Source organism: Streptomyces lucensis JCM 4490, from assembly GCF_014650035.1.
Classification (GTDB): domain Bacteria; phylum Actinomycetota; class Actinomycetes; order Streptomycetales; family Streptomycetaceae; genus Streptomyces; species Streptomyces lucensis.
Genome location: NZ_BMUE01000002.1, coordinates 351,991 through 366,747, shown reverse-complemented (window position 1 = coordinate 366,747; position 14,757 = coordinate 351,991). Strand labels below are relative to the sequence as shown.

Below are 14,757 nucleotides of genomic sequence, written 5' to 3'. Positions count from 1 at the left end.
CCTGCGTCAGGAGCGCATGGCAGGATCACTGCTGTTAACGGCCATTCACGCGACCACAAAGGAGTGCCCTCCGTGCCCGGTGAGAATCTGTCCCGTGAGGAGGCCCGGGAGCGGGCGGCACTGCTGTCCGTCGACGGGTACGACGTGTCCCTGGACCTGCGGTCCGCCGTCGGTGACGGGGACGGGGAGCCGCGCACCTTCCGCTCGGTGACCACCATCCGCTTCCGCTGCGGCGAGCCGGGCGCGGCCACCTTCGCCGACCTCGTCGCGCCGGGCGTGACCGCCGTCTCGCTCAACGGCAAGGACCTCGACCCGAGCGAGGTGTTCGACGGCGCCCGGATCGCGCTGGAGAACCTGGCCGCCGAGAACGAGCTGGTCGTCGACGCCCGCTGCGCCTACTCCCGCACCGGCGAGGGCATGCACCGCTTCGTCGACCCGGAGGACGGCGAGGTGTACCTGTACACCCAGTACGAGCCGGCCGACGCCCGCCGTGTCTTCGCGAACTTCGAGCAGCCGGACCTCAAGGCTCCCTACCGGTTCGAGGTCCGGGCGCCCGAGGGCTGGACGGTGTGGAGCAACGGCGCGGGCGAACTGACCGACGGCGTCTGGCGGTTCGCGGAGACGAAGCCGATCTCGACGTACATCACGTGCGTGGTCGCGGGGCCGTACCACTACGTGACGGACCTCTACGCGCGCACCTTCGAGGACGGGACGAGGCTGGAGATCCCGCTGGGCGCGATGTGCCGCAAGGGTCTCGCCCCGCACTTCGACGCCGACGACGTCTTCCTGGTCACCAAGCAGGGCCTGGACTTCTTCCACGACCACTTCGACTACCCGTACCCGTTCGGCAAGTACGACCAGGCGTTCGTCCCGGAGTACAACCTGGGCGCGATGGAGAACCCCGGTCTGGTGACCTTCCGCGAGGAGTACATCTTCCGCGGGAAGGTGACGCAGGCGTCGTACGAGGCGCGGGCCAACGTCGTCCTGCACGAGATGGCGCACATGTGGTTCGGCGACCTGGTCACCATGGAGTGGTGGGACGACCTGTGGCTGAAGGAGTCCTTCGCGGACTTCATGGGCACGTTCGCCAACGTCGGCGCGACCCGCTTCCGGGACGCGTGGATCACCTTCGCCAACCGCCGCAAGGCGTGGGCGTACCGCGCGGACCAGCTGCCGTCCACGCATCCGGTCACGGCGGACATCCGTGACCTGGAGGACGCGAAGCTGAACTTCGACGGCATCACCTACGCCAAGGGTGCCTCGGTGCTCAAGCAGCTGGTGGCGTACGCCGGGCAGGACGCGTTCCTGGAGGGCGCCCGCCGCTACTTCAAGCGCAACGCGTACGGCAACACGCGCCTCGGCGACCTGCTGTCGGTGCTGGCCGAGACCAGCGGCCGGGACATGACCGCGTGGGCCCGGTCCTGGCTGCAGACGGCCGGGGTGAACTCGCTGACCCCGCAGGTGCTGCTGGACACCGAGGGCGGCCGGATCGCCGAGCTGGCGGTCCTCCAGGAGGCCCCGGAGACGCACCCGGAGCTGCGCCCGCACCGGATCGCCGTGGGCCTGTACCGGCGCACGCCCCAGGGCGCGCTGGAGCGGTACGCGCGCGTGGAGACCGATGTGCACGGCGCGCGCACGGTGGTGGCCGAGCTGGCGGGCGCCCAGGCGCCGGAGCTGGTGCTGGTCAACGACGACGACCTGACCTACTGCAAGGTCCGCTTCGACGAGACCTCGCTGTCGACCCTGCGCGAGCACCTGGGCGCGCTCACCGACCCGCTGGCCCGTGCGCTGTGCTGGTCGGCGCTGTGGAACCTGACACGCGACGGGCTGCTGCCGGCGCGGGACTTCATCGGTTACGTGTTGCGGTTCGCGGGCCGCGAGTCGGACATCGGCGTTCTGCAGATGCTGCACGCCTGGGCGAACACGGCGCTGGTGCACTACGCGGCGCCGGCCTGGCGGGAGACCGGCGGGGAGCTGCTGGCCGAGGGCGCCCTGCGGGAGCTGCGGGCGGCCGGGCCGGGCAGTGAGCACCAGCTGGCCTGGGCACGGTTCTTCGCGGAGGTGGCCTCCGCCGGGCCGGACCTGGCGCTGCTGAAGGAGCTGCTGGACGGGACCACCGCGATCGACGGCCTGGAGATGGACCAGGAACTGCGCTGGGCGTTCCTGGAGCCGCTGGCCGCACACGGGGCGGCCGACGAGGCGGTGCTGGCCGCCGAGCTGTCCCGCGACGACACCGCCTCCGGCAAGCGACACCAGGTCCGCTGCCTCGCGGCCCGGCCGTCGGCCGCGGTCAAGGCGCAGGCGTGGGCGCAGGTGGTGGAGTCCGACGCGCTGTCGAACGCGCTGGTGGAGGCCACCATCGCGGGGTTCGGCCGGCCCTCGCAGCGGGCCCTGACGGCGCCGTACGCCGGGCAGTACTTCACGGCGATCGAGCGGATCTGGCGGGAGCGGTCGATCCAGATCGGCATGGACGTCGTCCGGGGTCTGTTCCCCGCGCTCCAGGACCGGCCGGAGACCCTGGAGGCGACGGACGCGTGGCTTCGGGCGCACCGGGACGCGGCGCCCGCGCTGCGCCGGCTGGTGCTGGAGGCGCGGGACGACCTGGCGCGGGCGCTGCGTGCGCAGGAGTGCGACGCGACGGCGTCCGGCCGGTGAGCCCTGGCCTGAGCCTGCCCGTTCGGTGACCGTTACGAAATCCGGGCACGAGTAGCCGTAACCCCTGGTCCGCACCCGATCGGACCAGGGGTTTCCGTTGCCTACTCGGCACCCGAACACCTGACCTTTAGTACCGTCTTGTCCGCATTCCTCGACGACCGTGTAACAGCGGTTACAAGGGGGACTCGGCGCGGGAAATTCGACGCCATGACGCACGACGCCCCGCTCTCCCCCCGCCCGCTCCGCCACCTGTCCGAGGCCCACCGCCGCGTCCTGACGGCGGCCCAGATCCGCGCCCACGGGGTGGGCGCCGCCGAGCTGACCGAGCGGTGCCGCCCCGACGGCCCCTGGCGTCAGCTGCTCCCGAACGTGGTCCTGCTGCACTCCGGGCCCCCGACGGGCGAGGAGCGGCTGCACGGGGCCCTGCTGTACGCGGCCCGCGCGCAGGCGCCGGCCGTTCCGGCCCAGCCGACGGCGCGGAGCCCGCACCGCCCGCTGTACGCGGAGGCGATGATCACGGGGCTCGCCGCACTGGCCCTGTACGGCTTCTCCGCCACACCGTCACTGCCCTCGCTGGACCAGGTCGACGTCCTGGTCCCGCGACTGCGCCGGCTGCGGTCCACGGGGTACGTGCGCATCCTGCGCTCCCCCGCGCTGCCCACACCCCGCGCGGTGACGGGCCTGCCGGTGGCGCCGGTGCCGCGAGCCCTGGCGGACGCGGTGGCGGGACTGACGGACCCCCGGGCGGTACGCCGGCTGCTGACCGAGGCGGTGCGCGGCGGACACTGCGAACCGGCCGCGGTGGTGCGGGAGCTGACCCGGGCCAGGCTGCTGACCCGCCCGCACGTGGTGGACGCCGTGGACTCGCTCCTGGCGGAGGGGCGCTCGATCGCCGAGGACCGCCTCTACCGGATGGTCGGCGAGTACGGCCTGCCCGCCCCGGTCTGGAACGTCGACCTGCGCCTGCCCGGCGGCCCGCACCTCGGCGGCCTGGACGCCTACTGGCCGGACCAGGCCGTCGCGGTCGAACTCGACACCCGCGCGCACCGGCAGGGACGGGGGCAGGAGCAGGAGGAGGATCCCGAGTGGTCGGAGTACGCGCGCAAGCGCGAGCACCTGGAGCGTCTGGGGATCACGGTCGTGTACATCACGCCGAGGAAGCTCAGGGACGCGATGGAGCAGCAGGCGGCGGTGGTGCGCACGGCGCTGATGGCCTCCGGCGACCGCGACCCGGCCGCCTATGTCGTGGTGCTGCCCCGGTAGTGACGGGCCGGAGGAGCATCCGAAGGGGGAGAGGAGGGGCCACGGGAAGACGCCGGCGGCCCCTCCCGGTGTCAGCAGAACTCGGCTTCGACCACCGCTGCGTGGCTGCCGGTCCAGTCGCCGTTGAAGTTGAAGGCGAGGGCGTGCCGGCCGTCCGCCGTCGTCACCGCCGTGGTCGTGGAGCCGTGGATGCCGCCGGCGTGGCCCCACACGTGCGTACCGCAGGTCAGCCGCGTGTCCATGAGGCCGAGGCCGTAACGGGTGTTCGGGTCGCCGTCGATCTTCACGGTGGCCTTCATCTCCTTCAGCTGCCGGGCCGGGAGGAGCTTGCCGCGCAGCAGGGCGGCGTAGAAGCGGTCGAGGTCGGCGGAGTCGGAGATCATCTCGCCGGCCGAGGAGGCGATGGAGGGATTGAGGGTGGTGACGTCGTAGGTGGGGCCCGTCGCCGTCAGGGAGAGCTTCGAGTAGGCGCGGCTGCTCGGCTGCGGGACGGTGACCCGGGTGCCGGGCAGCGAGGTGGCCGTGAGGTGCAGGGGCCCGATCACGCGGCGGTTGATCTCGGTGGCGTACGAGTGGCCCGTCACCTTGCCGATCACCATGCCGGCCAGGATGTAGTTGGTGTTGGAGTACTTCCAGGTCGCGCCCGGCGCGAAGTCCGGTGCGTGCTTCATGGCGATCGCCACCAGCTCCTGCGGGGTGAGCGTGTCGTACCGGTGCTGGAAGAAGCCGTCCTTCAGGAAGTAGGCACGGTCGAAGTCCTCGTCGGCCGTGTAGTCGAAGACGCCGCTGGTGTGGTTGAGGAGCTGGCGCACGGTGACACGGCGGCCGTCGTGGCCGTGGCCGCGGACCACGCCCGGCAGCCACTTGTCCACCTTGTCGTCCAGGGAGAGCCGGCCCTCCGCCTCCAGCTGGAGCAGGACGGTGGCGACGAAGGTCTTGGTGATGCTGCCGACCCGGTAGCGGTCGGCGGCCGAGCGGGGCGCGCCCGTGCGGAGGTCGCCGGTGCCCGCGGTGGCGGACCAGGCGCCGTGGGCGTCGGTGGCGGTGGCGGTCGCTCCGGGCACGCCGGCCGCGACCGCCGCCTCGACGGCCTTGCGGGTCGCGCCGTGGCCGCCGGAGGAGGAGGCGGGCCCGGTCGCGGCGGCGGCTGTGGCCGCCAGTGCGGCCGAGAGGAGCAGGGCGGTGGCGCCCACCAGGGTCGAACGTACGTGCATGCCTTCCCCCTACGGGTGGTTGTGATGCGGTCGGGGGAAGGGACCCGGTGATGTTGCGCGAAGGTTGCTCCGGTGTGGGCCGGTTGGGTGATTTCCGGCCCTTCTTCCCCCCTTCAGCCCTTCTTCAGCACCAGTTCGGTGTTGCGGTCGGCGGCGCTGCCCGCGAGCGTCTTGTGGGCGCCGGGGGCGTTGTGGGCCAGCTCGCGGTAGAGGGCGGCGAGGCCGGTCTGGGAGAGGTCGGAGAAGTCGGTGCGGTGCGGGGCCGCTGACTCGATCAGCGTGGTGAACAGGGAGACGGTGCCGTCCTTGTTGTCGGTCAGCTCGACCACGCGGGCCAGGTGGGGGAAGTCGATGTGCGAGGCGGTGGAGATCTCCCAGAAGGAGCGGCCGCCGGAGGCCTTGTGCGGGGTGACCACGTTCTTGTGGACGTGGCCGTTCACCCAGGCGAGCACGTTGGTGTGGGCGGACAGCACCGACACCACCTCGGCGCCGTCGTGGCGGCGCTCCCCGGGGCGGGCCGGGTCGGGGCGGGTGTTGGTCATCGTCGTGCTGGTGTGGTGGCTGAAGACGACGGCGTAGGAGTCCTTGTTGTCCTTCAGGGTCTTCTCGAGCCACTTCAGCTGGGCGGTGCCGACGGAGCCCTCGTAGTGGCCGCCCGGGTCGGTGGTGTCGAGGCTGATGCCGATGACGTCGTCGGAGACGCGGAAGACGTAGTACTGGGTGCCCGCGTCCAGGTTGGCCGTGGAGTAGCCGTGGCCGACCGGGCCGTGGCCCTGGTGGGCGGGGTCGAGGTGGGCCTTGAGGTAGTCGGCGGGGGTGTAGGGGGCCCGCCTCTCGTCCGGCGTGACCGAGCGCATGGAGCGGGCGTGCGCCTTGAGGAAGTCGCGGTAGCCGGCGCCCTTGGGGTCGGTGGCGTGCTTCACGGAGTCCAGGATCTTCCTGGCGTCGGCGGCGGAGGCGGTCATCAGTTTCCTGCCGCCGATGGCGGCCTCGGCGAGGTAGGGGTCGCCGTGGGAGCCGTAGGCGCCGAGCGGGAGGAAGTCGTGGTTGCCGACGGTGGAGTACCAGGGCAGGTTCAGGCCGGGGCTGCGCACCTCGCGGATCGCCGCGGCCAGGAAGCCCTTCAGGTGCGGGAAGCCGAGCGCCTTGTCGTTGTCGCGGGCGGTGGAGTCGGGCTGCCAGTACAGTTTCAGTCCGCTGTTCTGGACGCCCTCGTAGTGCCGGGGGTCCCCGGTGTTGGGGGTGATGCGGCCGCCGCTCATCACCTTCATGAACCACTCCAGCTCGGAGTGGGCGTTGTTGTCGGTGTTGTCGCCGGTGGTCATGACGAAGTGCAGGGGGGCGCCGGTGACGGGGGCGCCCCGCAGGGCGTTGACCCGCTCGACGAGCGAGACCGCGCCGGGCACGGTGAGCGCCTCGTGCGGGCGCCAGGCGTGCGGGTCGCCCGCGCGCAGGAACTCCCAGCGCAGCGGATGCTGCACGTCCATCAGGTGCAGGTCGGTGAACTGCACGAAGGCGGCGAGCGTCCGGCGGCGGCCGGCTCGGCCGGCCTTCGGGGTGGCCAGCTCGGCGCGCACGACCCGCTTCCAGCCCGGTCCGTCGCCGAGGCGGCGGTAGCCGGAGCTGTTGCGGGGGGCGGCCACCGAGGCGAGGGTGGTGCCCTTGGTGTAGGGGGCGAGCGGGGTCTTGGCGGAGGCCTGCCGGGAGTGGGCGGCGGGCTCCTCGGCGGTGGTGGCGGCGTGACCGTCGGTGGGCCGCAGGGCGTAGCCGGCGCCGGCGGAGAGCGAGACGGCTCCGGCGGCGGCGAGGACGGTACGGCGGTGGACCCCCGCCGTGGAGGTGGCGACAGAGCGTGTGCGCGACATGGCGCGATCTCCCCGAGTGCGTACGCGTCGGCAGTGGTCGCGGGCCGTCGCAGGCGCGAACGCCCCGCTCGTACTGGATCGTTGGCAGCGGGGATGACCTGCGCGTGAACTCGGTGGCAACGCGCGGCGCCGATCACCGTACGTGGATCACCGGGTACCGCGCGCGGTCACGGACTGGATCGCGTCGGGCCGTGGGCCGGTCACCGCCCGTTCATCCGGCGGGGTAGAGCCGTCCGCCGGCCGGGCGTTCACGCCACAGCCGCAGCGCCACGTCGACCAGCCGCACCCGGGTGAGACCGGGTACGGCGTCCAGGTCCTGCCACGCGGCGAGGTCGGTCGAGCCGCCGACCTCGTACCGCAGTTCGCCGCCGACGACGCGGGCCTCGTAGACGATGCGCACCCCGTGGTGGTCGGTGCGGCGGGGCGGGCGTCCGCCGGCGACGACCCTGCGGGCGGAGTCGACGCCGAGCAGACCGGTCACCTCGATGCGGTAACCGGTCTCCTCGGTGAGTTCGCGGCGGACGGTGTCGTACGGGTCCTCGCCGTGCTCCATGCCGCCGCCGGGCAGCACCCACTCGGGCGTGCCGTCTGGTCCCGGTGAGCGGGCCAGCAGGATCTGTCCGTCGCGGACGCACACGGCGTAGGCCGCCACCCTCAACTTCCGTCGCATCTCACGACGTTACCCGGCCGGGTTGGCCGGCGAGAACTCCGGTGCGGACCAGCGCAGGGGCACGGCGTCCTCGGTGCGGACGGCCCGCGCGACGGTGAAGCGGACGGTCCGTTCGCCGCCCGCGCGGAACTCGGTGCGGGCCTCCCCGGTGAGCTGGAGGGTGGTGCCCGTGTCCCAGTCCAGGAAGAGCAGGCCGGCGCGCGGGTCCTCGCGCAGGTTGCCGAGGGTGCGGAACATGGCGTTGCCGGGGTAGTCCGGCCAGTCCAGCTCGTGCGGGGAGACGACCCGGACGAAGCCGGGGTTGCCGCCCCGGTGGCTCGCGTCGGCACCGGTGCCGTGCACGGTGGCCACGAAGAAGGTGTCGGCGGTCCGGACGGTCTCCGCGTCGGCGGGCTCGAGCCGCCCGCACCGCCGGGACGCGCCCGGCCCGCGCCCGCCGGCGCGCTCGAAGGACTCCCGGCGCTGGATGTACTTGGGGCAGTTGGAGAACACCTGGTCCGCCTCGACGGCGAAGCCGCGTGCCGTGGGCCGCAGCCGGCCGTTCAGGCGCATGCGGCGGCGGGTGCGCGGGTCGAGGGCGAGGGTGCCGACGGGGGTGCCCGGCACGGCCAGGGCCGCCGCGAGCGGGTCGTCCGGGACGAGCCCTCCCGTGACGGACATCTGCCGGGGGCCGGTGGCCCGGACGAAACCGGGGGCGCCCGTGAGCGCCGAGGCCCACACCCGGCCGGTGCCGGGATCCGCCGCGCCGACGACCAGCAGGGGCTGGAGTTCCAGGAAGGCCGCCGCGACCGGCTTGATGTCCTGGCCGAGGGAGCGGCCGACGTGGTCGGCCCGCTCGCGCGCGCCGGCCAGGTCCTGCACGGCGCGCGATCCGGCGTGGTACACGCCCATGCCTAGAAGAAGCCGCAGGTCGGGGTGGAGGCGTGCGGGGCGGGGGCGTTCTCGGCGCCGTGCGGGACGGAGATCTCCAGGCGGGTGCCGTCCGGGTCGTGGAAGAAGATGCCGCCCGAGGCCGAACCCTCCCGGTGGGCGACTACGCCCTCGTGGGCGAACTCCACCCCGGCGGCCCTGAGCGCCGCCTCGTAGGCGCGGACCCGGTCCACCGAGTCGGCCGTGAAGGCCAGGTGGTGCAGTCCGGCCCGCCCTCCGTCGTAGGGCTCCCCGGCCTGCTGCCAGAGGGTGACGAGCGGCGCGTCCGCCCCGCCCTCGCCCAGGAAGGCGTACCTGCGCCCGTCCTCCTTGCCCTCGGCGAGCAGCGCGAAGCCGAGGACGTCCCGGTAGAAGGCGAGCGAGCGGTCGAGGTCGGTGACGTTCAGGCCGGTGTGGCCGGTGCGCAAGGTCATGGCTCTCCCCTTTGGATCATCTAACCGTTGTTTCCACACTAAGCGGTTAGAGTGAAGAGCGTCAACCGGTCACGTACTCTTGAGCGGTTAGCCGAGGAGGAATGCCCATGACCGCCGCCCGCGACCCCCGCCCGCTCACCGGCGAACCCCTCGCGCTCGACCTGCTCAACACCCGGTGGAACAGGGAGGGCGTCGTCCAGGACCTGCTCGACGGCACCGAGGGGCTCGCGGTGTGGCTCGCGGACAACGGACTCGACGGCGCCCACGCGGCCGACGCGGACGTACTGCGCCATCTGCGCCAGGCGCGGGAGGCGCTGAAGACCGCGGTGGACGGATCACCGGCGGACGGCGCGCCGCTCGTGGACGCGGTGCTCGCCCACGGGCGCGTCCGGGTGCGGCTGACCGGGCAGGGGGTGCGGGAGGAGCCGGAGTTCACCGACCCGTCCTGGGCGCCGGCCTGGCTCGCCGCCCGGAACTACCTGGACCTGCTCGCCGAGGCGCCCGACCGGATCCGCCGCTGCGCCCACGAGAGCTGCATCCTGCACTTCTTCGACACGTCCAGGAACGGCACCCGCCGCTGGTGCTCGATGGCGGCCTGCGGCAACCGCGCCAAGGCGTCCCGGCATTACGCCCGCTCGAAGGAGAGCTGAGCCGATACGGGACCAACCGGCCCCGAACGGCACGAATCCCATCGCGGGTTTTCCCCATACATCCATATCGTTTCGGTCAACGGTCCCCAAAGTCCCTTGCCCTGGGTAAAGCTGTGCGCTCGTCCGGCACTGGTTTCTTCACCTACAAGGGATGCCGATGACCCACACCCCCGAGCGCGATCCGATATCCGGCCCGAGACGCCTGGCCCGCATAGCCGTGGCCGTGGGCGTGCTGGCCGCCCTCTCCGCGGCCGGGCCGGTACTGCCGGCCCTCGCCGCGGACGCGCCGCCCGCCACGGCCGACCCCGCCGTCAAGTCCGCCCACGACAAGCTCGGATCGGACGACGCCGACCGGCTCGCCGAGGCCAAGGCGGACGGCGACAAGAACGTCACGATGATGATCGCGACCGCGCCCGGGAAGACCGAGCAGGTCGCCTCCGAGCTGGACGCGGTCAAGGGTGGCTCGGTGGGCCGCACCTACGACAGGCTCGGCTACGTACGCGCCACCGTCCCGACCGCGAAGGCGGACTCGGCGATCGCGGCCGCCGCGAAGCTGTCCTCGGTGCACGCCATCGACCTGCGGCAGGAGATCCCGCTCGACGACCCGGCGCCGGACGCGGCCACCGCCGGCAAGTCCCGCACCGCGAAGGGCACCTACTCCGGTCCGGGCCGGAACACCCCGGCGGAGAACCCGTACAACCCCTCCTTCGAGACCGGCGCCGTCAACTTCGTCCAGGAGCACCCGAAGGCGGACGGCCGCGGCATCACCATCGGCATCCTCGACTCCGGCGTCGACCTCGGCCACCCCGCGCTGCAGAAGACGACCACCGGCGAGCGGAAGATCACCGACTGGGTCACCGCGACCGACCCGATCATCGACTCCGACGGCACCTGGCGCCGGATGACCAACCCGGTCAGCGGCCCGTCGTTCAGCTACGGCGGCGCGACCTGGAAGGCGCCCGAGGGCAGCTACCAGGTCAACCTGTTCCGCGAGTCCGCGACGGCCGGCGGCGACGCCAAGGGCGACGCCAACCGCGACGGCGACACCACCGACGCCTGGGGCATCCTCTACGACCCGGCCGCCGGCACCGTCCGCGTCGACCTGAACAACAACTTCGACTTCACCGACGACACGCCGCTGAAGCCGTACAAGGACGGTCACCAGGTCGGGTACTTCGGCACCGACGACCCGAAGACCGACGTCGCCGAGCGTCAGCCGTTCGTCGTCCAGATCCGCAAGGACGTCCCCACCGACCCGTACGGCGGCGACTGGGTCGGCAAGAAGGCCGACTTCGTCAACATCGGCGTCATCGAGTCCGAGCACGGCACCCACGTCGCCGGCATCACCTCCGCCAACGGCCTGTTCGGCGGGAAGATGAACGGCGCCGCCCCCGGTGCGAAGATCGTCTCCTCGCGGGCCTGCACCTGGACCGGCGGCTGCACCAACGTCGCCCTCACCGAGGGCATGATCGACCTCGTCACCAACCGCGGTGTCGACATCGTCAACATGTCGATCGGCGGCCTGCCGGCGCTGAACGACGGCAACAACGCGCGCGCCGAGCTGTACACCCGGCTCATCGACACCTACGGCGTCCAGCTGGTGATCTCCGCGGGCAACTCGGGCCCCGGCGCCAACACCATCGGCGACCCCGGCCTGGCGGACAAGGTGATCTCCGTCGGCGCGGCCGTCTCCAGGGAGACCTGGGCCGCCAACTACGGCTCGGCCGTGGAGACCAGGTACGCGATGATGCCCTTCTCCTCGCGCGGCCCGCGTGAGGACGGCGGCTTCACCCCGACCCTGAGCGCGCCCGGCGCCGCGATCAACACCACCCAGACCTGGCTGCCGGGCTCCCCGGTCGCCGAGGCGGGCTACTCGCTGCCGGCCGGCTACTCGATGCTCCAGGGCACCTCGATGGCCTCCCCGCAGGCCGCGGGCGCCTCGGCGCTGCTGCTGTCGGCCGCGAAGCAGAAGGGCATCGACCTGACGCCCGCCACGCTGCGCACGGCGCTGACCTCGACCGCCGGCCACATCAAGGGTGTGCAGGCCTACGAGGAGGGCGCGGGCCTGATCGACATCGTGGACGCCTGGCAGGCCATCCGCCACGACGCCACCGCGCACGACTACACGGTGAAGGCCCCGGTCGACACCGCGATCGACTACGCCCTGAAGACCCCGGGCTTCGGCACCGGTCTCTACGACCGCGAAGGCGGCCTCAAGGCCGGCCAGAAGAAGACCTACGAGGTCACCGTCACCCGCACCTCCGGCCCCGCCAAGGCCGTCCGGCACGAGCTGTACTTCGCGAACAACGCCGGCCACACCTTCCGCGTCCTCGGTGACGACGTGGTGCGGCTGCCGCTGAACCAGCCGGTGACCGTCAAGGTGCAGGCCGCCCCGAGGTCCGCGGGCATCAAGAGCGCCATCCTGGAGATCGACGACCCGGCCACGGAGGGCGTCGACAAGCAGGTGCTGTCCACCGTCGTGGTCGCCGACCCGGTGAAGTACACCTACTCGGCGTCGGGTTCGGTGCAGCGCAACAGCACGCGGTCGTACTTCCTGAACGTGCCCGAGGGCGCCAAGTCGCTGGAGGTCGCGATCGGCGGGCTGAAGGACAAGAGCCAGACCCGGTTCATCGCCATCCACCCCTACGGCACTCCGGTCGACAGCACCTCGACCCCGAACTGCTACAACAACTACCTCGACGGCAACGGCTGCAAGCCCGACGTGCGCGCCTACGCCGACCCGCAGCCCGGCGTCTGGGAGGTCGAGGTGGAGGCCCGCCGCACCTCGCCGCTGCTGGACAACCCCTACCGCCTGGACGCCTCCGTCCTCGGCGCGGCCTTCGACCCGGAGACCGTGACCGTCGACGAGGCCAAGGCCGGCACCCCGGCCGCCGCCTCCTGGAAGGTGACCAACAAGTACGCGGCCCTGGACGGCAAGCTGGTCGGCGGCCCGCTCGGCTCCTCGAAGACGGCGCGTCCGTCGATCAAGGAGGGTGAGACGCAGACCACCACGGTGCAGGTCCCGGCCGGCGCCAAGTCCCTGGACGTCGCCATCGGCCGCGTCTCCGACGCGGGCGCCGACCTCGACCTGACGGTGTACGACGCGAACGGCACGCAGGTCGCGCAGTCCGCGGACGGCGACTCGGAGGAGGCCGTCTCCGTCGCGTCCCCGGCCGCCGGCACGTACACCATCAAGGTCGTCGGCTACTCGGTCCCGGCCGGTTCGACCGACTACGACTACCGGGACGTGTTCTTCTCGTCCGCGCTCGGCACCGTCACGGTCGACTCCGCCCCGGTCGAGCTGGGCACGGGCGACTCGGCGACCGTGACCGGCCAGGTCACGGCGGCCGCCGAGGCTCCCGCCGGCCGCGAGTTCTTCGGGCAGGTGCAGCTCGTGAACGCGCGCGGCACGGTCGCCGGCACCGGCAGCGTGAAGATCGGGAAGGTCACGCCGTAAGCGGGCCGACCGACCGGCAGGGGCGGGTGTCCGTGAGGGCGCCCGCCCCTCTTCGCGTTCCCGCGCCCGCTCCCGTCACGGCGTCCCGCCGGAGGGGCACGCCAGGTGCCGGGACTCGGGCAGGGCCTCGGTGATCCAGGCGCGGGCGTCGGCCACCCGGGCGTCGCCGACGGCCCACAGGCCGGCGTGCTGCCGGCCCTTGCCGACGCGGACGAGGACGTGCTGTCCCGCGCGCGGTGCCGGCTCGGCGCCGCCGTCGAGCCGGAAGGAGACCTCGGCCGGTCCGTGCGCGGGCCGGTAGGAGCGGATCACGGTCAGCGTGACCCGGCTCCCGCCGGACGGCTCGCGCCCGACCCCGGTCACCGTGCCCTCCACCACCAGCCTGGAACAGGCGAGTTCGCGCGCCGGGTCGGCCGGCCGGCCGTCCCGTCCGGCCGCCTCGGCCGTCGCGTCGGCCGCGCTCCTCGCCGTCTTCTCGTCGGCGCCCCCGTCCGCCGTCAGGCCGCCCGGGGAGTTCGCCACGAGCCAGCCGAGGCCGAGGGCCAGGGAGAAGGCCGCGGCACCGGCGAGCGAGCCGAGCGCGATGCGCCACGCCCGGCGGGGTCCCGACGGGCGGCCGGGGCGCGGGGGCCGGGACCGGCCGGTGGGGCGAGTGCGGCTGCGGGGGCGGTCACCGGGCGGGCGGGCGGCGGCGGGCGGCGGGGCCGCCCGTTCCGCCGCCCGCGCCGGATCCTGCGCGGGCGCCGGCTCCTCCCCGGACGCGGGCGCCTGCGTCTCCCCGGTCAGGGCCTCCGCCAGCCAGGTCAGCCGGCCCCTCAGCACGGCCAGATCGGCCTCGGCCGCCCGGTGCTCGGCCAGGACGGCCGGGTCCCGGCGGGCGTCCTCCGGCAGGGGCTCCCCGGTGATCGCCGCCATCAGGGCGTCCATGCCGTCGCGGGCCGCACCGTCCGTGCCCTCGTGTCCGGCGGTCACGTCACACCACCTCGTCCTCGTGCAGCCTCTCGCGCAGCGCGCGGACCGCCGTGTGCAGCCTGCTCTTGACCGTGCCCTCGGGGACGCCCAGCTGCCCGGCGATGTCCCGCACCGGCAGGTCGGCGAAGAACCGCAGGACGAGCACCTGCCGCTGGGCCGCGGGCAGTTCGTCCAGGCCCCGGGCGACGGCGAGGGAGAGCAGGCTGGTCTCCTCGCCGGAGGGGTGCACGGGCTCGTGCAGCGCGGCCAGCCGCTCCCCCAGCCGCTCCCGGCGCCGCTTGGCCCGGTGCCAGTCCATGGCGAGGTTGGAGGCGACCACCGCCGCCCACGCCGACACGTCCCGCGGGGCCTCGCGGCCGCTCGCGGTCCGCTCCAGCAGCCGCAGGCGGACCTGCTGCACCCCGTCCGGCAGGTCCGACTGCGGCACCCCGCCCAGCGCGAGCACCGCCCGCACCCGGCGTTGCTGGGCCGCGTCCAGCGGATCGTCGGCGCCCAGGTCCTCCCCCTGGCCGCAGCGGGCATCTCCGCGCAGCACAGCCACCCCTCTCCTCGCCGCGTTTCCCCTATGACGCGGCCGCGGGCGGAAACGTTCGACCGGGTTCCGCGAGCCAGGCAGGACGGTGTTCCCCTTGCCCTCGACCGGACCGGTGATCAGCTGCGCCCGCTCG

11 protein-coding genes are annotated in these 14,757 nt (G+C 73.1%); 4 read left to right on the top strand and 7 right to left on the bottom strand.

Translation table 11 applies throughout. The features are described 5' to 3' along the window. Positions 1-72: 72 nt before the first annotated feature. Together pepN and IE177_RS05775 are read left to right on the top strand one after the other, a co-directional pair. Positions 73-2,655, top strand: a complete 2,583-nt coding sequence (gene pepN / locus IE177_RS05780; protein ID WP_190013647.1) for an aminopeptidase N — start codon at positions 73-75, stop codon at positions 2,653-2,655. A gap of 207 nt (positions 2,656-2,862) precedes the next feature. Continuing rightward, a complete protein-coding gene (locus IE177_RS05775; RefSeq protein ID WP_190013646.1) occupies positions 2,863-3,918 on the top strand; it encodes a hypothetical protein in 1,056 nt (351 codons plus the stop codon). Positions 3,919-3,989: 71 nt separating this feature from the next. On the opposite strand, the gene IE177_RS05770 is transcribed toward IE177_RS05775, so the two are convergent. From IE177_RS05770 to IE177_RS05750, 5 genes are all read right to left on the bottom strand, one after another. Continuing rightward, positions 3,990-5,132, bottom strand: a complete 1,143-nt coding sequence (locus IE177_RS05770) for a serine hydrolase domain-containing protein (protein ID WP_190013645.1) — start codon at positions 5,130-5,132, stop codon at positions 3,990-3,992. Positions 5,133-5,245: 113 nt separating this feature from the next. Beyond that, entirely contained in the window at positions 5,246-6,997 is a 1,752-nt protein-coding gene (locus IE177_RS05765) for a TIGR03767 family metallophosphoesterase (RefSeq protein ID WP_190013644.1), read from the bottom strand. A gap of 211 nt (positions 6,998-7,208) precedes the next feature. Then, a complete protein-coding gene (locus IE177_RS05760) occupies positions 7,209-7,667 on the bottom strand; it encodes an NUDIX hydrolase (protein WP_229815909.1) in 459 nt (152 codons plus the stop codon). 9 nt (positions 7,668-7,676) lie between these two features. Further along, positions 7,677-8,558 carry a pyridoxamine 5'-phosphate oxidase family protein gene (locus tag IE177_RS05755; protein WP_190013643.1) on the bottom strand — a complete coding sequence of 294 codons (882 nt, stop codon included), beginning with the start codon at positions 8,556-8,558 and terminating at the stop codon, positions 7,677-7,679. 2 nt (positions 8,559-8,560) lie between these two features. Continuing rightward, positions 8,561-9,010, bottom strand: a complete 450-nt coding sequence (locus IE177_RS05750; protein WP_190013642.1) for a VOC family protein — start codon at positions 9,008-9,010, stop codon at positions 8,561-8,563. Positions 9,011-9,117: 107 nt separating this feature from the next. On the opposite strand from IE177_RS05750, the gene IE177_RS05745 reads away from it, so the two are divergent. Then, on the top strand, positions 9,118-9,660 hold the full coding sequence (locus tag IE177_RS05745; protein WP_190013641.1) for a CGNR zinc finger domain-containing protein: 543 nt from the start codon (positions 9,118-9,120) through the stop codon (positions 9,658-9,660). A gap of 157 nt (positions 9,661-9,817) precedes the next feature. Beyond that, on the top strand, positions 9,818-13,117 hold the full coding sequence (locus IE177_RS05740; RefSeq protein ID WP_190013640.1) for a S8 family serine peptidase: 3,300 nt from the start codon (positions 9,818-9,820) through the stop codon (positions 13,115-13,117). A 75-nt stretch (positions 13,118-13,192) separates the two neighbouring features. Here IE177_RS05740 and IE177_RS05735 read toward each other — a convergent pair whose 3' ends face one another. Together IE177_RS05735 and IE177_RS05730 are read right to left on the bottom strand one after the other, a co-directional pair. Continuing rightward, entirely contained in the window at positions 13,193-14,089 is an 897-nt protein-coding gene (locus IE177_RS05735) for a hypothetical protein (RefSeq protein ID WP_229815908.1), read from the bottom strand. A gap of 1 nt (position 14,090) precedes the next feature. After that, the gene (locus IE177_RS05730; RefSeq protein ID WP_190013639.1) at positions 14,091-14,624 is read right to left on the bottom strand and encodes a sigma-70 family RNA polymerase sigma factor; all 534 of its coding nucleotides are present in this window, start codon (positions 14,622-14,624) and stop codon (positions 14,091-14,093) included. Between the last annotated feature and the right edge of the window lie 133 nt (positions 14,625-14,757).

Coding starts and splice junctions, on each gene's coding strand:
- IE177_RS05775 (WP_190013646.1), top strand. CDS start 2,863: ATGACGCACGACGCCCCGCTCTCCCCCCGCCCGCTCCGCCACCTGTCC.
- IE177_RS05770 (WP_190013645.1), bottom strand. CDS start 5,132: ATGCACGTACGTTCGACCCTGGTGGGCGCCACCGCCCTGCTCCTCTCG.
- IE177_RS05765 (WP_190013644.1), bottom strand. CDS start 6,997: ATGTCGCGCACACGCTCTGTCGCCACCTCCACGGCGGGGGTCCACCGC.
- IE177_RS05760 (WP_229815909.1), bottom strand. CDS start 7,667: ATGCGACGGAAGTTGAGGGTGGCGGCCTACGCCGTGTGCGTCCGCGAC.
- IE177_RS05755 (WP_190013643.1), bottom strand. CDS start 8,558: ATGGGCGTGTACCACGCCGGATCGCGCGCCGTGCAGGACCTGGCCGGC.
- IE177_RS05750 (WP_190013642.1), bottom strand. CDS start 9,010: ATGACCTTGCGCACCGGCCACACCGGCCTGAACGTCACCGACCTCGAC.
- IE177_RS05745 (WP_190013641.1), top strand. CDS start 9,118: ATGACCGCCGCCCGCGACCCCCGCCCGCTCACCGGCGAACCCCTCGCG.
- IE177_RS05740 (WP_190013640.1), top strand. CDS start 9,818: ATGACCCACACCCCCGAGCGCGATCCGATATCCGGCCCGAGACGCCTG.